At 57.6% G+C, this 17,750-nt stretch carries 13 protein-coding genes and 1 tRNA gene; all 14 read left to right on the top strand.

The genetic code is table 11. From position 1 onward, the window contains the following. A partial coding sequence (gene tuf / locus E8E78_RS11350; RefSeq protein WP_232861457.1) for an elongation factor Tu occupies positions 1-1,179 on the top strand: 1,179 nt, incomplete at its 5' end. 54 nt (positions 1,180-1,233) lie between these two features. Then, a tRNA-Trp gene (locus E8E78_RS11345) sits at positions 1,234-1,309 on the top strand. A gap of 44 nt (positions 1,310-1,353) precedes the next feature. After that, positions 1,354-1,722: a preprotein translocase subunit SecE gene (gene secE, locus E8E78_RS11340; protein ID WP_049276262.1), complete on the top strand. Its 369-nt coding sequence runs from the start codon at positions 1,354-1,356 to the stop codon at positions 1,720-1,722. Positions 1,723-1,731: 9 nt separating this feature from the next. Next, entirely contained in the window at positions 1,732-2,265 is a 534-nt protein-coding gene (gene nusG / locus E8E78_RS11335) for a transcription termination/antitermination protein NusG (protein WP_003255501.1), read from the top strand. Positions 2,266-2,384: 119 nt separating this feature from the next. Continuing rightward, positions 2,385-2,816, top strand: coding sequence for a 50S ribosomal protein L11 (gene rplK / locus E8E78_RS11330; protein WP_003255500.1), 432 nt, complete (start codon positions 2,385-2,387; stop codon positions 2,814-2,816). After that, positions 2,816-3,511 (top strand): 50S ribosomal protein L1, encoded by a 696-nt coding sequence (gene rplA / locus E8E78_RS11325; protein WP_012270232.1) that lies wholly within the window; start codon positions 2,816-2,818, stop codon positions 3,509-3,511. The genes rplK and rplA overlap by 1 nt, the downstream gene beginning before the upstream one ends. A gap of 197 nt (positions 3,512-3,708) precedes the next feature. After that, positions 3,709-4,209: a 50S ribosomal protein L10 gene (gene rplJ / locus E8E78_RS11320; RefSeq protein WP_016497742.1), complete on the top strand. Its 501-nt coding sequence runs from the start codon at positions 3,709-3,711 to the stop codon at positions 4,207-4,209. Between the two features lie 77 nt (positions 4,210-4,286). Next, positions 4,287-4,652, top strand: coding sequence for a 50S ribosomal protein L7/L12 (gene rplL, locus E8E78_RS11315; RefSeq protein WP_007957596.1), 366 nt, complete (start codon positions 4,287-4,289; stop codon positions 4,650-4,652). Between the two features lie 220 nt (positions 4,653-4,872). Further along, positions 4,873-8,946, top strand: coding sequence for a DNA-directed RNA polymerase subunit beta (gene rpoB / locus E8E78_RS11310; RefSeq protein WP_016484650.1), 4,074 nt, complete (start codon positions 4,873-4,875; stop codon positions 8,944-8,946). A gap of 64 nt (positions 8,947-9,010) precedes the next feature. Further along, entirely contained in the window at positions 9,011-13,210 is a 4,200-nt protein-coding gene (rpoC, locus tag E8E78_RS11305) for a DNA-directed RNA polymerase subunit beta' (protein WP_016497743.1), read from the top strand. 211 nt (positions 13,211-13,421) lie between these two features. Then, the gene (gene rpsL / locus E8E78_RS11300) at positions 13,422-13,793 is read left to right on the top strand and encodes a 30S ribosomal protein S12 (RefSeq protein WP_003255492.1); all 372 of its coding nucleotides are present in this window, start codon (positions 13,422-13,424) and stop codon (positions 13,791-13,793) included. A gap of 106 nt (positions 13,794-13,899) precedes the next feature. Further along, positions 13,900-14,370: a 30S ribosomal protein S7 gene (gene rpsG, locus E8E78_RS11295; protein WP_008089143.1), complete on the top strand. Its 471-nt coding sequence runs from the start codon at positions 13,900-13,902 to the stop codon at positions 14,368-14,370. Between the two features lie 30 nt (positions 14,371-14,400). Beyond that, positions 14,401-16,545 carry an elongation factor G gene (gene fusA / locus E8E78_RS11290; RefSeq protein ID WP_016484652.1) on the top strand — a complete coding sequence of 715 codons (2,145 nt, stop codon included), beginning with the start codon at positions 14,401-14,403 and terminating at the stop codon, positions 16,543-16,545. Between the two features lie 27 nt (positions 16,546-16,572). After that, positions 16,573-17,750: elongation factor Tu (gene tuf / locus E8E78_RS11285; protein ID WP_280313614.1), on the top strand; the 1,178-nt coding region annotated here is incomplete at its 3' end.

Below are 17,750 nucleotides of genomic sequence, written 5' to 3'. Positions count from 1 at the left end.
TTTGATCGTTCCCTTCCCCACGTTAACGTCGGCACTATCGGCCACGTTGACCACGGTAAGACCACTCTGACCGCAGCTCTGACTCGCGTCTGCTCCGAAGTTTTCGGTTCGGCAGTCGTTGAGTTCGACAAGATCGACTCGGCTCCGGAAGAAAAAGCGCGCGGTATCACCATCAACACCGCTCACGTCGAGTACAACTCGAACATTCGTCACTACGCTCACGTTGACTGCCCAGGTCACGCTGACTATGTGAAGAACATGATCACCGGTGCTGCCCAGATGGACGGCGCGATCCTGGTTTGCTCGGCCGCCGATGGTCCGATGCCACAAACCCGTGAGCACATCCTGCTGTCCCGTCAGGTTGGCGTTCCGTACATCGTGGTCTTCCTGAACAAGGCTGACCTGGTAGACGACGCTGAGCTGCTGGAACTGGTCGAGATGGAAGTTCGCGACCTGCTGTCCACCTATGACTTCCCAGGCGACGACACTCCGATCATCATCGGTTCGGCTCGTATGGCGCTGGAAGGCAAAGACGACAACGAAATGGGCACCACCGCTGTCAAGCGTCTGGTTGAAACTCTGGACAGCTACATCCCAGAGCCAGAGCGCGCTATCGACAAGCCGTTCCTGATGCCAATCGAAGACGTATTCTCGATCTCGGGTCGTGGTACCGTTGTTACCGGTCGTATCGAGCGTGGTATCGTCCGCGTTCAGGATCCGCTGGAAATCGTTGGTCTGCGTGACACCACCACCACCACCTGCACCGGTGTTGAGATGTTCCGCAAGCTGCTGGACGAAGGTCGTGCTGGCGAGAACTGCGGCGTTCTGCTGCGTGGTACCAAGCGTGACGACGTTGAGCGTGGCCAGGTTCTGGTCAAGCCAGGTTCGGTCAAGCCGCACACCAAGTTCACCGCAGAAGTCTACGTCCTGTCGAAGGAAGAAGGCGGTCGTCACACTCCGTTCTTCAAAGGCTACCGTCCTCAGTTCTACTTCCGTACCACTGACGTGACCGGTAACTGCGAACTGCCGGAAGGCGTTGAAATGGTAATGCCAGGTGACAACATTCAGATGACTGTTACCCTGATCAAGACCATCGCAATGGAAGACGGTCTGCGCTTCGCTATCCGTGAAGGCGGTCGTACCGTCGGCGCCGGCGTCGTAGCAAAAATTATTGAATAAGTAGTTGATTTACTTGATCAGGCCGGTATAATGGCCGGCCTGATACAGCGTTACAGGTCAGTAGCTCAATTGGCAGAGCGACGGTCTCCAAAACCGTAGGTTGGGGGTTCGATTCCCTCCTGACCTGCCATTTCACTTCGGTGTGATGGCTTTCTTCTTACAGGATCCTCCTAGATGACTCCCAAAACTGAAGCCCAAGAATCGCGTTTTGATCTATTCAAGTGGCTGGCTGTAGTTGCTTTGGTGGTTGTAGCTGTTGTGGGTAATCAATATTACTCCGCGTCTCCGATCCTGTATCGCGTCCTTGCACTTCTCGTCCTGGCTGCTGTCGCGGGCTTTGTAGCTCTGCAGACTGCGAAGGGCAAGTCGTTCTTTACGCTGGCGAAGGAAGCTCGTACCGAAATCCGTAAAGTCGTGTGGCCGACCCGCCAGGAAACCACCCAGACCACGCTGATTGTCGTGGCTGTCGTGCTGGTTATGGCACTGCTGTTGTGGGGTCTTGATTCCCTGCTCGGCTGGGCGGTCTCCCTGATCGTTGGCTAAAGGTGTCCCGTGGCTAAGCGTTGGTATGTTGTGCATGCTTACTCGGGTTACGAGAAGCATGTAATGCGCTCCCTGATCGAGCGCGTCAAGCTGGCTGGCATGGAAGACGGTTTCGGCGAGATCTTGGTTCCGACCGAAGAAGTCGTTGAAATGCGCAACGGCCAGAAGCGCAAGAGTGAGCGTAAATTCTTCCCTGGCTATGTGCTGGTCCAGATGGAGATGAACGAAGGGACTTGGCACTTGGTCAAGGATACCCCTCGCGTGATGGGCTTTATTGGCGGTACCGCAGATAAGCCTGCACCGATCACCGACAAAGAAGCTGAGGCTATCCTTCGTCGCGTTGCCGACGGCAGCGACAAGCCGAAGCCCAAGACGCTGTTCGAGCCGGGTGAAGTGGTTCGTGTCATTGACGGTCCGTTCGCTGACTTCAATGGTAGTGTCGAAGAAGTTAACTACGAAAAGAGTCGCCTCCAGGTGGCGGTGCTCATTTTCGGTCGCTCTACTCCGGTGGAGCTCGAGTTCAGCCAGGTCGAAAAGGTCTAGGCGGACGAAGCATCCCAAACCCCGCAGCCCTGTGTGTTGCGGGGTTTTGTCGTCACTGGGATAAAACGCAAGTCATCCGGGGAGCCATCAGGCGTTCGTACCCGATTTTGGAGTAGCTCATGGCTAAGAAGATTCAGGCTTACATCAAGCTGCAAGTTAAGGCCGGCCAGGCCAACCCAAGCCCACCCGTTGGTCCAGCACTGGGCCAACACGGTGTGAACATCATGGAATTCTGCAAGGCCTTCAACGCCCGTACTCAGGGTCAAGAAGCCGGCCTGCCGACTCCTGTGATCATCACTGTCTACAGCGACCGTAGCTTCACCTTCGAGACCAAGAGCACCCCTGCCTCGGTTCTGCTGAAGAAAGCTGCTGGCCTGACCAGTGGTTCGGCTCGTCCGAACACCGTTAAAGTCGGTACCGTTACCCGCGCTCAGCTGGAAGACATCGCCAAGGCAAAACAGGCTGATCTGACCGCTGCTGACCTGGACGCTGCTGTACGCACCATCGCTGGCTCTGCCCGCAGCATGGGCCTGAACGTGGAGGGTGTGTAATGGCTAAGCTGACCAAACGCCAAAAGGCAATCGCCGAGAAAATCGAAGCAGGCAAGTCCTACAACTTCGAAGAAGCGGCAACTCTGCTGGCCTCGCTGCCTGCTGCCAAGTTCGTCGAGTCCTACGACATCGCCGTTAACCTCGGTGTTGACCCGCGTAAATCCGACCAGGTCGTTCGTAGCGCTACTGTGCTGCCACACGGCACTGGCAAGACCGTTCGCGTTGCCGTCTTCACCCAGGGTCCAGCTGCTGAAGCCGCTCTGGCTGCCGGCGCTGACCGCGTAGGTATGGACGATCTGGCTGCCGAAATGAAAGCCGGCGACCTGAACTATGACGTAGTCATCGCATCGCCTGATGCCATGCGCGTTGTAGGTCAGCTGGGTCAGGTTCTGGGTCCTCGCGGCCTGATGCCTAACCCGAAAGTTGGTACCGTTAGCCCAGACGTAGCCACTGCCGTGAAAAACGCCAAGGCTGGTCAGGTTCGCTACCGTACCGACAAAAACGGTATCATCCACACCTCCGTTGGCAAGGTCGGCTTCGAAGCTGGCAAGCTGAAGGAAAACGTTGAAGCCCTGATCGCTGATCTGAAGCGTATCAAGCCTGCTTCCTCGAAAGGTATCTACGTCAAGCGCGTTACCCTGAGCACCACCATGGGCCCAGGTCTGGTCATCGATCAGAGCTCGCTGAACGTGTAAGAACATGGCGGTGCGACTCGTCGCGCCGCCAGCAAAAATTGGGGTCCCTGCCTGGCGGGGGCTATCCAAGACCGTAGGTGGCGCAAGCCTTAAAACACCAGCCCACGCAGATGGTGCTCCCGATTCGTTACCGAATCAGACACCAAAACGACATCCGGCTTCGGCCAGATGAAACGGTAAAAACCAGGAGTAAACCCGTGGCAATTAAACTCGAAGACAAGAAGGCCATCGTCGCTGAAGTCAACGAGGCTGCCAAAGTCGCTCTGTCCGCTGTTGTGGCTGATGCCCGTGGTGTGACTGTAGGCGCAATGACCGGACTCCGTAAAGAGGCCCGCGAGGCTGGCGTTTACGTGCGTGTCGTACGTAACACCCTGCTCAAGCGCGCTGTTGAAGGCACCGAATTTTCGATCCTCAGCGACGCGTTCAAAGGCCCGACCCTGATTGCTTTCTCCAACGAACACCCGGGCGCTGCTGCTCGTCTGTTCAAAGAGTTCGCCAAGGGTCAGGACAAGTTCGAGATCAAGGCAGCTGCGTTTGACGGCAATTTCATTGCAGCGAACCAGATCGACGTGTTGGCTACCCTGCCGACCCGCGACGAAGCTATTGCACGACTGATGAGCGTTATTCAAGGCGCCACCAGCAAGCTGGCTCGTACTCTGGCAGCCATTCGCGACCAGAAAGAAGCTACCGCTGCCTAAGGCACGCGAACTCTTTCAAAATCATTTGTTTAATTTGATGGCTGCGTAGGCCTTCACCCCAATACAGGATTTAAGTCATGTCCCTGACTAACGAGCAAATCATCGAAGCAATCGGCCAGAAAACCGTTCTGGAAGTTGTTGAGCTGATCAAAGCAATGGAAGAAACCTTCGGCGTGACCGCTGCTGTTGCCGCTGCTGGCCCAGCTGCTGCTGCCGCTGTTGTTGAAGAGCAGACCGAGTTCAACGTTGTTCTGGTTGAAGCCGGCGAGAAGAAAGTGAACGTGATTAAAGCCGTTCGCGAGCTGACCGGTCTGGGCCTGAAAGAAGCCAAAGAGAAAGTCGATGGCGCTCCTCAGGTTGTAGCTGAAGGCGTTTCGAAAGAAGCCGCTGAAGACGCTAAGAAGAAGCTGGAAGAAGCAGGCGCTAAAGTCGAGCTGAAGTAATCTCGACTTTGCGATGCCAGCCTGAGCGTTGAGCACAAGGCTGATGGCTGGTGGCTTATGCCACCGGCCTTTTTCCGTTATTGGCGGTCGGTCAAGCCGGCCCCGATAACAAGCTGCAAGACACCCACGTGGGTGGCGCAAACCAAGGGGTTTGCACGATTTTCTGGCTGCTCCCGCCGGGAGAAGCCAAACAAGCAGGTGACCAAGCTGGGGAACGCTGATGGCTTACTCATACACTGAGAAAAAACGTATCCGCAAGGACTTTAGCAAGTTGCCGGACGTCATGGATGTGCCTTACCTCCTGGCCATCCAGCTGGATTCGTATCGCGAATTCCTGCAAGCGGGAGCATCCAAGGATCAGTTCCGCGACGTCGGCCTGCACGCGGCCTTCAAATCGGTATTCCCGATCATCAGCTACTCCGGCAATGCTGCCCTGGAGTACGTAGGCTATCGCCTGGGCGAGCCTGCCTTCGATGTTAAGGAATGTGTCCTGCGTGGCGTGACCTTCGCGGTCCCACTGCGGGTCAAGGTGCGCCTGATCATCTTCGACAAGGAATCGTCGAACAAAGCGATCAAGGACATCAAAGAGCAAGAAGTCTACATGGGTGAAATCCCCCTGATGACTGAGAACGGTACCTTCGTTATCAACGGTACCGAGCGTGTGATCGTTTCCCAGCTGCACCGTTCGCCTGGTGTGTTCTTCGACCACGACCGTGGCAAGACTCACAGCTCCGGCAAGCTGCTGTACTCCGCTCGCATCATCCCTTACCGCGGTTCGTGGCTGGACTTCGAGTTCGACCCGAAAGACTGCGTGTTCGTGCGTATCGACCGTCGCCGCAAACTGCCGGCGTCGGTGCTGCTGCGCGCCCTGGGTTACAGCACTGAAGAAGTGCTCAACACCTTCTACACCACCAACGTGTTCCACATTTCCGGCGAAAAACTCAGCCTGGAACTGGTACCGCAGCGTCTGCGTGGTGAAGTTGCAGTCATGGACATCCATGACGAAACCGGCAAAGTCATCGTTGAGCAGGGCCGCCGTATTACTGCGCGCCACATCAATCAGCTCGAGAAGGCCGGCGTCAAGCAGCTGGACGTTCCAATGGAATACGTCCTGGGTCGCACCACTGCCAAGGCCATCGTGCACCCGGCCACTGGCGAGATCCTGGCCGAGTGCAATACCGAGCTGACCACCGATCTGCTGATCAAAGTCGCCAAGGCACAGGTCGTCCGTATCGAGACCCTGTACACCAACGACATCGATTGCGGTCCGTTCATCTCCGACACCCTGAAGATCGACACCACCAGCAACCAGCTGGAAGCTCTGGTCGAGATCTATCGCATGATGCGTCCAGGCGAGCCGCCGACCAAGGATGCTGCCGAGACCCTGTTCAACAACCTGTTCTTCAGCGCCGAGCGTTACGACCTGTCCGCAGTTGGCCGCATGAAGTTCAACCGTCGTATCGGTCGTACCGAGATCGAAGGTTCGGGCGTGCTGAGCAAGGAAGACATCGTCGAGGTCCTCAAGACCCTGGTCGATATCCGTAACGGCAAAGGCATCGTCGACGACATCGACCACCTGGGTAACCGTCGCGTTCGTTGCGTCGGCGAGATGGCCGAAAACCAGTTCCGCGTTGGCCTGGTGCGTGTAGAGCGCGCGGTCAAGGAACGTCTGTCGATGGCGGAAAGCGAAGGCTTGATGCCGCAAGACCTGATCAACGCCAAGCCGGTTGCGGCGGCGGTGAAAGAGTTCTTCGGTTCCAGCCAGCTGTCCCAGTTCATGGACCAGAACAACCCGCTCTCCGAGATCACCCACAAGCGCCGCGTCTCTGCACTCGGCCCGGGCGGTCTGACCCGTGAGCGTGCTGGCTTCGAAGTCCGTGACGTACACCCGACCCACTACGGCCGTGTGTGCCCGATCGAGACCCCTGAAGGTCCGAACATCGGTCTGATCAACTCCCTGGCAGCCTATGCCCGCACCAACCAGTACGGCTTCCTGGAAAGCCCGTACCGCGTGGTGAAGGAAGGCGTTGTCAGCGACGACATCGTGTTCCTGTCGGCAATCGAAGAAGCGGACCACGTCATCGCCCAGGCTTCGGCCGCGATGAACGACAAGAAGCAACTGATCGATGAGCTGGTAGCTGTTCGTCACCTGAACGAATTCACCGTCAAGGCGCCGGAAGACGTCACCCTGATGGACGTTTCGCCGAAGCAGGTTGTTTCTGTTGCTGCGTCGCTGATTCCGTTCCTCGAGCACGACGACGCCAACCGTGCGTTGATGGGTTCGAACATGCAGCGTCAGGCTGTACCGACACTGCGTGCCGACAAGCCGCTGGTAGGTACCGGCATGGAGCGCAACGTTGCCCGTGACTCCGGTGTCTGCGTGGTTGCTCGCCGTGGTGGCGTGATCGACTCGGTCGACGCCAGCCGTATCGTTGTTCGCGTTAATGACGACGAAGTGGAAACCGGCGAAGCAGGTGTAGATATCTACAACCTGACCAAGTACACCCGTTCGAACCAGAACACCTGCATCAACCAGCGTCCGCTGGTGAGCAAGGGTGACAAGGTTCAGCGTAGCGACATCATGGCCGACGGCCCGTCCACCGACATGGGTGAACTGGCGCTGGGTCAGAACATGCGCATCGCGTTCATGGCATGGAACGGCTTCAACTTCGAAGACTCCATCTGTCTGTCCGAGCGTGTGGTTCAGGAAGATCGCTTCACCACCATCCACATTCAGGAACTGACCTGTGTGGCGCGTGACACCAAGCTTGGCCCAGAGGAAATCACTGCGGACATCCCGAACGTGGGTGAAGCTGCACTGAACAAACTGGACGAAGCCGGTATCGTTTACGTGGGTGCTGAAGTCGGCGCTGGCGACATCCTGGTTGGCAAGGTCACGCCAAAAGGCGAAACCCAGCTGACTCCGGAAGAAAAACTGCTGCGTGCAATCTTCGGTGAGAAGGCCAGTGACGTTAAAGACACCTCCCTGCGCGTGCCAACCGGCACCAAGGGTACCGTCATTGACGTGCAGGTCTTCACCCGTGATGGCGTCGAGCGCGACAGCCGCGCCCTGGCCATCGAGAAGATGCAGCTGGACGAGATCCGCAAGGACCTCAACGAAGAGTTCCGCATCGTCGAAGGCGCAACCTTCGAACGTCTGCGTTCTGCTCTGAACGGCCAGGTGGTCGACGGTGGCGCGGGCCTGAAGAAAGGCACCGTGGTCACCGACGAAGTGCTGGACGGTCTGGAGCACGGCCAGTGGTTCAAACTGCGCATGGCTGAAGATGCACTGAATGAGCAGCTGGAAAAGGCTCAGCAGTACATCGTCGACCGTCGCCGTCTGCTGGACGACAAGTTTGAAGACAAGAAGCGCAAGCTGCAGCAGGGCGATGACCTGGCACCTGGCGTACTGAAGATCGTCAAGGTCTACCTGGCCATCCGCCGTCGCATCCAGCCGGGTGACAAGATGGCTGGTCGTCACGGTAACAAGGGTGTTGTCTCGGTAATCATGCCGGTTGAAGACATGCCGCACGATGCCAACGGTACTCCGGTCGACGTCGTACTGAACCCGCTGGGCGTACCTTCGCGTATGAACGTTGGTCAGATCCTTGAAACCCACCTGGGCCTCGCGGCCAAGGGCCTGGGCGAGAAGATCGACCGCATGATCGAAGAGCAACGCAAAGCCGCTGAGCTGCGCGTATTCCTGACCGAGGTCTACAACGAGATCGGTGGTCGTCAGGAAAACCTCGCCGAGTTCACCGACGAAGAGATCCTGGCCCTGGCCCACAACCTGAAGAAAGGCGTGCCAATGGCTACCCCGGTCTTCGATGGTGCCAAGGAAAGCGAGATCAAGGCCATGCTGAAGCTGGCCGATCTGCCAGAGAGCGGCCAGATGGTGCTGTTCGATGGCCGTACCGGCAACAAGTTCGAGCGTCCAGTGACCGTTGGTTACATGTACATGCTCAAGCTGAACCACTTGGTGGACGACAAGATGCACGCGCGTTCCACTGGTTCCTACAGCCTGGTTACCCAGCAGCCGCTGGGTGGTAAGGCGCAGTTCGGTGGTCAGCGTTTCGGGGAGATGGAAGTGTGGGCGCTGGAAGCATACGGCGCGGCATACACCCTGCAAGAAATGCTCACAGTGAAGTCGGACGACGTGAACGGCCGTACCAAGATGTACAAGAACATCGTGGATGGCGATCACCGTATGGAGCCGGGCATGCCCGAGTCCTTCAACGTGTTGATCAAAGAGATCCGTTCGCTCGGTATCGATATCGATCTGGAAACCGAATAACACGTGACGCGAAGGGGAGTGGGGCAGGTATTGCCCGCTCCCTGCTCCGCCAGGAGGAAAGGCCTTGAAAGACCTACTGAATTTGCTGAAAAACCAGGGTCAAGTCGAAGAGTTCGACGCCATCCGTATCGGGCTGGCGTCACCTGAGATGATCCGTTCGTGGTCGTTCGGTGAAGTTAAGAAGCCGGAAACCATCAACTACCGTACGTTCAAACCTGAGCGTGACGGCCTGTTCTGCGCCAAGATCTTTGGCCCAGTCAAGGACTACGAGTGCCTGTGCGGCAAGTACAAGCGCCTCAAGCACCGCGGCGTAATCTGCGAGAAGTGCGGCGTTGAAGTTGCCCTGGCCAAGGTTCGTCGTGAGCGCATGGCGCACATCGAACTGGCCTCGCCGGTTGCCCACATCTGGTTCCTGAAGTCGCTGCCGTCCCGTATCGGCCTGCTGATGGACATGACCCTGCGTGATATCGAGCGGGTTCTCTACTTCGAGAGCTACGTCGTTATCGACCCGGGCATGACCACCCTTGAAAAGGGTCAGCTGCTGAACGACGAGCAGTACTTCGAAGCGCTGGAAGAGTTCGGTGACGACTTCGACGCCCGCATGGGTGCCGAGGCTGTCCGCGAGCTGCTGCACGCTATCGACCTGGAGCACGAGATCGGTCGCCTGCGTGAAGAGATTCCGCAGACCAACTCGGAAACCAAAATCAAGAAGCTGTCCAAGCGCCTGAAGCTGATGGAAGCTTTCCAGGGCTCGGGCAACCTGCCTGAGTGGATGGTCCTGACCGTACTGCCAGTACTGCCGCCGGACCTGCGTCCGCTGGTACCGCTGGATGGCGGCCGCTTCGCGACCTCCGACCTGAACGACCTGTATCGTCGGGTGATCAACCGTAACAACCGTCTGAAGCGCCTGCTCGATCTGTCCGCGCCGGACATCATCGTGCGCAACGAAAAGCGCATGCTGCAGGAAGCGGTCGACGCCCTGCTGGACAACGGCCGTCGCGGTCGCGCCATCACCGGCTCGAACAAGCGTCCGCTGAAGTCCCTGGCCGACATGATCAAAGGTAAGCAAGGTCGCTTCCGTCAGAACTTGCTCGGTAAGCGTGTTGACTACTCTGGTCGTTCGGTAATTACCGTAGGCCCGACCCTGCGTCTGCACCAGTGCGGTCTGCCGAAGAAGATGGCCCTCGAGCTGTTCAAGCCGTTCATTTTCGGCAAGCTGGAAATGCGTGGTCTGGCGACCACCATCAAAGCTGCCAAGAAGATGGTCGAGCGCGAGCTGCCAGAGGTGTGGGACGTTCTCGCTGAAGTGATTCGCGAACACCCCGTACTGCTCAACCGTGCACCGACCCTTCACCGTCTGGGTATCCAGGCGTTCGAGCCTGTGCTCATCGAAGGTAAGGCGATTCAGCTTCACCCGCTGGTCTGTGCCGCGTACAACGCCGACTTCGACGGTGACCAGATGGCCGTTCACGTGCCGCTGACCCTGGAAGCCCAGCTCGAAGCGCGCGCGCTGATGATGTCGACCAACAACATTCTGTCGCCAGCCAACGGTGAGCCAATCATCGTTCCGTCGCAGGACGTTGTACTGGGTCTGTACTACATGACCCGTGAAGCCATCAACGCCAAGGGCGAGGGTCGCGTATTCGCCGACCTGCAGGAAGTCGACCGCGTATTCCGCGCCGGCGAAGCTGCCCTGCACGCGAAAATCAAGGTCCGTATCAACGAGACCGTGAATGACCGTGATGGCAGCTCGACCAAGAACACCCGTATCGTCGACACCACCGTCGGCCGTGCGCTGCTGTTCCAGGTTGTGCCAGCAGGCCTGCCGTACGATGTCGTCAACCAGCCGATGAAGAAAAAGGCGATCTCCAAGCTGATCAACCAGTGCTACCGCGTGGTTGGTCTGAAAGAGACCGTTATCTTCGCCGACCAGCTGATGTACACCGGTTTCGCATACTCCACCATCTCTGGCGTGTCCATTGGTGTGAACGACTTTGTCATCCCGGATGAGAAAGCGCGCATCATCAACAGCGCTACCGATGAAGTGAAGGAAATCGAGAGCCAGTACGCCTCCGGCCTGGTAACCCAGGGCGAGAAGTACAACAAGGTCATCGACTTGTGGTCGAAGGCGAACGACGAAGTGTCCAAGGCGATGATGGCCAACCTCTCGAAAGAGAAAGTCATCGACCGCGAAGGCAAAGAAGTCGAGCAAGAGTCCTTCAACTCGATGTACATGATGGCTGACTCCGGTGCGCGGGGTTCCGCTGCCCAGATCCGTCAGCTGGCCGGTATGCGTGGCCTGATGGCCAAGCCGGACGGCTCGATCATCGAGACGCCGATCACCGCGAACTTCCGTGAAGGTCTGAGCGTACTTCAGTACTTCATCTCGACTCACGGTGCTCGTAAAGGTCTGGCGGATACCGCCTTGAAGACTGCGAACTCCGGTTACCTGACCCGTCGTCTGGTAGACGTTGCGCAAGACCTGGTTGTGACCGAGATCGACTGCGGTACCGACCAGGGCTTGCTGATGACTCCGCACATTGAAGGCGGTGACGTTGTAGAGCCGTTGGGTGAGCGTGTACTGGGCCGTGTCATCGCCCGTGACGTGTTCAAGCCAGGCACCGAGGACGTCATCGTTCCTGCCGGTACCCTGGTAGACGAGCAGTGGGTCGAGTTCATCGAGCTGAACAGCATCGACGAAGTTATCGTGCGTTCGCCGATCAACTGCGAAACCCGCTTCGGTATCTGCGCCAAGTGCTACGGTCGTGACCTGGCGCGTGGTCACCAGGTGAACATTGGTGAAGCTGTCGGCGTTATCGCTGCACAGTCGATCGGTGAGCCAGGTACCCAGCTGACCATGCGTACGTTCCACATCGGTGGTGCTGCAAGCCGTACTTCGGCTGCCGACAGCGTCCAGGTGAAGAACGGCGGTATGGTACGTCTGCACAACCTGAAGCATGTCGTGCGCGCCGATGGCAACCTGGTTGCTGTTTCGCGTTCCGGTGAGCTGGCCATTGCCGACGAATTCGGTCGTGAGCGTGAGCGTTACAAGCTGCCTTACGGTGCGGTGATTTCGGTCAAGGAAGGTGAAAAGGTCGAAGCTGGCGCTATCGTCGCCAAGTGGGACCCGCACACCCACCCGATCGTTACCGAGCTGAAAGGTACCGTGACCTTCGTGGGCATGGAAGAAAACATCACCATCAAGCGTCAGACAGACGAACTGACCGGCCTGACCAACATTGAAGTACTGGACGTCAAGGATCGCCCTGCCGCAGGCAAGGAAATCCGTCCGGCAATCAAGATGGTCGACGCCAATGGCAAGGACCTGTACCTGCCAGGTACTGACGTACCGGCGCAGTACTTCCTGCCGGCCAACGCCTTGGTGGGTGTTGCTGACGGTGCTCAGATCGGTGTTGGTGACGTTATTGCGCGTATCCCGCAAGAAACGTCGAAGACCCGTGACATCACCGGTGGTCTGCCACGCGTAGCTGACTTGTTCGAAGCGCGTCGTCCGAAAGAAGCCTCGATTCTGGCTGAAGTCAGCGGTACCATCGCGTTCGGTAAAGAGACCAAGGGCAAGCGTCGTCTGGTCATCACTCCGACCGACGGTAGCGATCCGTACGAAGAGCTGATTCCGAAGTGGCGCCACCTGAACGTCTTCGAAGGCGAACAGGTAAACCGCGGCGAAGTTATCTCCGACGGCCCGAGCGATCCGCACGACATCCTGCGTCTGCTGGGTGTGAGCGCGCTGGCGAAGTACATCGTCAACGAGATCCAGGACGTTTACCGTCTGCAAGGCGTTAAGATCAACGACAAGCACATCGAGACCATCCTGCGTCAGATGCTGCGCAAGGTCGAGATCTCGGAGTCGGGCGATTCCAGCTTCATCAAGGGCGACCAGATGGAACTGACTCACGTACTGGTCGAGAACGAGCGTCTCGCCGGCGAAGACAAGTTCATCTCGAAGTTCACTCGCGTGCTGCTGGGTATCACCAAGGCGTCGCTGTCGACCGAGTCGTTCATTTCCGCGGCTTCCTTCCAGGAAACTACCCGCGTACTGACCGAAGCGGCGGTAACCGGCAAGCGCGACTACCTGCGCGGCCTGAAAGAGAACGTCGTCGTGGGTCGTCTGATCCCGGCGGGTACTGGTCTGGCCTACCACAGCGAGCGCAAGCGTCGCCGTGAAGCCGACAAACCGCTGCGTGTAAGCGCCAGTGAGGTGGAAGCCGCACTGACCGAAGCGCTGAACTCCAGCGGTAACTAAGTACAGGGCAGGGCCCCGGCAAGCCTCGCTCGGCCATCGGTGACATGAATTGTTGCCGATGATCGGGCGAGGAGGGCCGGGGCCTTGTCTTGACTGGGTGCAAGATCCTCCGTAGACTTTTGTACCCTTAAATTTGGTGAGGCTCCGTCTCGCCAATTTTTGGCTTTCTTGCAAGACAATAGAGTCGCAAGACAATCAGTGGAGCTAGTAGATGGCAACTATCAACCAGCTGGTACGTCAGCCGCGTAAGCGTTCGGTCGAGAAATCCGACGTTCCTGCGCTGCAGAACTGCCCGCAACGTCGTGGCGTGTGCACCCGTGTGTACACCACCACGCCGAAAAAACCTAACTCGGCACTGCGTAAAGTATGCCGTGTGCGTCTGACCAACGGTTTCGAGGTTTCCTCGTACATCGGCGGTGAAGGCCACAACCTGCAAGAGCACAGCGTCGTCCTGATCCGTGGCGGCCGTGTAAAAGACTTGCCAGGTGTTCGTTACCACACCGTTCGCGGCTCTCTGGATACTTCGGGCGTTAAAGGCCGTAACCAGGGTCGTTCGAAGTACGGTACCAAGCGTCCGAAGTAATCGGCCGTTTGCACACATCCATTTTTTTGAGTCGATAAGAGTAAGGTCGGGCAGGGGTCGTAGACCCACGTCCCGGGCTAACCTGAAGACCGTTTGAGGGCTTATCATGCCAAGACGTCGTGTAGCAGCAAAACGTGAGATTCTGGACGATCCTAAATACGGATCCCAAATCCTCGCCAAGTTCATGAACCACGTGATGGAAAGCGGCAAGAAGGCCGTGGCCGAGCGCATCGTTTACGGTGCGCTGGACAAGGTCAAAGAGCGCAAGAACAGCGACCCCCTGGAAATCTTCGAGAAAGCTCTCGACGCCATCGCTCCGCTGGTCGAAGTAAAGTCCCGTCGTGTCGGCGGTGCCACTTACCAGGTTCCGGTTGAAGTTCGTCCATCCCGTCGTAATGCTCTGGCAATGCGCTGGCTCGTAGACTACGCCCGCAAGCGTGGCGAGAAGTCGATGGCTCTGCGCCTGGCTGGCGAGCTGCTGGATGCCGCTGAAGGCAAAGGTGCTGCAGTCAAGAAGCGTGAAGACGTTCACCGTATGGCTGAAGCCAACAAAGCGTTCTCGCACTACCGCTTCTAATTCAGGCATCAATCATTCTGCGAGGGCTTTATGGCTCGTACTACAGCAATTAACCGCTACCGTAACATTGGTATCTGTGCCCACGTTGACGCGGGCAAGACCACCACTACCGAGCGGATCCTGTTCTACACAGGCCTGAGCCACAAGATGGGCGAGGTGCATGATGGCGCCGCGACCACCGACTGGATGGTGCAGGAGCAGGAGCGGGGTATCACCATTACCTCCGCTGCCGTTACCACCTTCTGGAAAGGTTCTGTTGGTCAGTATGACAACTACCGTGTAAACGTTATCGATACCCCCGGCCACGTTGACTTCACCATTGAAGTAGAGCGTTCGCTGCGCGTACTCGACGGCGCGGTCGTTGTGTTCTGCGGTACCTCCGGCGTCGAGCCTCAGTCCGAAACCGTATGGCGTCAGGCCAACAAGTACGGCGTTCCACGTGTTGTCTACGTGAACAAGATGGACCGTGCCGGTGCTAACTTCCTGCGCGTCGTAGGTCAGATCAAGAACCGTCTGGGTCACACCCCGGTTCCTGTTCAGCTGGCCATCGGTTCGGAAGATAACTTCCAGGGTCAGGTCGACCTGATCAAGATGAAGGCTATCTACTGGAACGACGACGACAAAGGCACCACTTATCGCGAGGAAGAAATTCCTGCCGATATGCTGGAGCTGGCTCAAGAGTGGCGCTCCAACATGGTTGAAGCGGCTGCCGAGTCCAGCGAAGAGCTGATGAACAAGTACCTGGAAGGCGAAGAGCTGACCGTCGAAGAGATCAAAGCCGGTCTGCGCGCGCGCACCCTGGCCAGCGAGATCGTACCGGCTGTCTGCGGTTCGTCGTTCAAGAACAAGGGTGTTCCCCTGGTTCTCGACGCCGTCATCGACTACCTGCCTGCTCCGACCGAGATCCCTGCAATCCAGGGTATCAACCCGGACGACAAGGAGCTGGACAAAGAAGATCCGGCTGTTCGTAAAGACGTGCGTCACGCTGACGACGACGAGCCGTTCTCGGCTCTGGCGTTCAAGATCGCGACTGACCCGTTCGTGGGTACTCTGACCTTCGTTCGCGTCTACTCGGGCGTTCTGACCTCCGGTGACTCCGTCATCAACTCGGTCAAGGGCAAGAAAGAGCGCGTTGGTCGTATGGTGCAGATGCACGCCAACCAGCGTGAAGAGATCAAGGAAGTGCGCGCTGGCGACATCGCTGCACTGATCGGCATGAAAGACGTCACCACGGGCGAAACCCTGTGCAACGCCGACAAGCCAATCATCCTTGAGCGTATGGACTTCCCTGAGCCGGTCATTTCGCTCTCCGTAGAGCCGAAAACCAAGGCTGACCAGGAGAAGATGGGTATTGCACTGGGCAAGCTGGCCCAGGAAGACCCGTCGTTCCGCGTCAAGACCGACGAAGAGACTGGTCAGACCATCATCTCGGGCATGGGTGAGCTGCACCTGGACATCCTCGTTGACCGCATGAAGCGCGAGTTCAACGTCGAAGCCAACATCGGCAAGCCGCAGGTTTCGTACCGCGAGAAGATCACCAAGTCCAACGTCGAGATCGAAGGCAAGTTCGTTCGTCAGTCGGGCGGTCGTGGTCAGTTCGGTCACTGCTGGATCCGTTTCTCGGAGCCAGATCAGGACGAAAAAGGCAACATCACCGAAGGTCTGGTGTTCTCCAACGAAGTCGTTGGTGGTGTGATTCCTAAGGAATTCATCGCCCCGATCCAGAAGGGTATCGAAGAGCAGATGAAGAACGGCGTTGTTGCCGGCTATCCTCTGATCGGCCTGAAGGCCGCGGTATTCGATGGTTCGTATCACGACGTCGACTCCAACGAAATGGCGTTCAAAATCGCCGCTTCGATGGCGACCAAGCAACTGGCCCAGAAGGGCGGTGGCGTGGTTCTCGAGCCGATCATGAAGGTTGAAGTTGTAACCCCGGAAGACTACCTGGGTGACGTGATGGGTGACCTGAACCGTCGTCGTGGTCTGGTCCAGGGTATGGATGAATCGGTCTCTGGCCGTGTCGTCCGCGCTGAAGTACCGCTCGGAGAGATGTTCGGTTACGCAACCGACGTTCGTTCCATGTCTCAGGGTCGCGCAAGCTACTCCATGGAATTCTCCAAATACGCCGAAGCTCCGTCGAACATCGTCGAAGCACTCGTTAAAAAACAAGGCTAATCCCCTTTAGGCAAGAGGTTCACTGTCGTGGCTAAAGAAAAATTTGATCGTTCCCTTCCCCACGTTAACGTCGGCACTATCGGCCACGTTGACCACGGTAAGACCACTCTGACCGCAGCTCTGACTCGCGTCTGCTCCGAAGTTTTCGGTTCGGCAGTCGTTGAGTTCGACAAGATCGACTCGGCTCCGGAAGAAAAAGCGCGCGGTATCACCATCAACACCGCTCACGTCGAGTACAACTCGAACATTCGTCACTACGCTCACGTTGACTGCCCAGGTCACGCTGACTATGTGAAGAACATGATCACCGGTGCTGCCCAGATGGACGGCGCGATCCTGGTTTGCTCGGCCGCCGATGGTCCGATGCCACAAACCCGTGAGCACATCCTGCTGTCCCGTCAGGTTGGCGTTCCGTACATCGTGGTCTTCCTGAACAAGGCTGACCTGGTAGACGACGCTGAGCTGCTGGAACTGGTCGAGATGGAAGTTCGCGACCTGCTGTCCACCTATGACTTCCCAGGCGACGACACTCCGATCATCATCGGTTCGGCTCGTATGGCGCTGGAAGGCAAAGACGACAACGAAATGGGCACCACCGCTGTCAAGCGTCTGGTTGAAACTCTGGACAGCTACATCCCAGAGCCAGAGCGCGCTATCGACAAGCCGTTCCTGATGCCAATCGAAGACGTATTCTCGATCTCGGGTCGTGGTACCGTTGTTACCGGTCGTATCGAGCGTGGTATCGTCCGCGTTCAGGATCCGCTGGAAATCGTTGGTCTGCGTGACACCACCACCACCACCTGCACCGGTGTTGAGATGTTCCGCAAGCTGCTGGACGAAGGTCGTGCTGGCGAGAACTGCGGCGTTCTGCTGCGTGGTACCAAGCGTGACGACGTTGAGCGTGGCCAGGTTCTGGTCAAGCCAGGTTCGGTCAAGCCGCACACCAAGTTCACCGCAGAAGTCTACGTCCTGTCGAAGGAAGAAGGCGGTCGTCACACTCCGTTCTTCAAAGGCTACCGTCCTCAGTTCTACTTCCGTACCACTGACGTGACCGGTAACTGCGAACTGCCGGAAGGCGTTGAAATGGTAATGCCAGGTGACAACATTCAGATGACTGTTACCCTGATCAAGACCATCGCAATGGAAGACGGTCTGCGCTTCGCTATCCGTGAAGGCGGTCGTACCGTCGGCGCCGGCGTCGTAGC

Source organism: Pseudomonas sp. BN505, assembly GCF_029873175.1.
Taxonomy (GTDB): Bacteria; Pseudomonadota; Gammaproteobacteria; order Pseudomonadales; family Pseudomonadaceae; genus Aquipseudomonas; species Aquipseudomonas putida.
This window is presented reverse-complemented; position numbering and strand designations above follow the sequence as displayed.

What these genes read in the sequence shown, in the direction of transcription:
- rplL (WP_007957596.1), top strand. Translation starts at nt 4,287, where the DNA reads ATGTCCCTGACTAACGAGCAAATCATCGAAGCAATCGGCCAGAAAACC.
- rpsG (WP_008089143.1), top strand. Translation starts at nt 13,900, where the DNA reads ATGCCAAGACGTCGTGTAGCAGCAAAACGTGAGATTCTGGACGATCCT.
- rplA (WP_012270232.1), top strand. Translation starts at nt 2,816, where the DNA reads ATGGCTAAGCTGACCAAACGCCAAAAGGCAATCGCCGAGAAAATCGAA.
- secE (WP_049276262.1), top strand. Translation starts at nt 1,354, where the DNA reads ATGACTCCCAAAACTGAAGCCCAAGAATCGCGTTTTGATCTATTCAAG.
- rplK (WP_003255500.1), top strand. Translation starts at nt 2,385, where the DNA reads ATGGCTAAGAAGATTCAGGCTTACATCAAGCTGCAAGTTAAGGCCGGC.
- rpsL (WP_003255492.1), top strand. Translation starts at nt 13,422, where the DNA reads ATGGCAACTATCAACCAGCTGGTACGTCAGCCGCGTAAGCGTTCGGTC.
- rpoB (WP_016484650.1), top strand. Translation starts at nt 4,873, where the DNA reads ATGGCTTACTCATACACTGAGAAAAAACGTATCCGCAAGGACTTTAGC.
- fusA (WP_016484652.1), top strand. Translation starts at nt 14,401, where the DNA reads ATGGCTCGTACTACAGCAATTAACCGCTACCGTAACATTGGTATCTGT.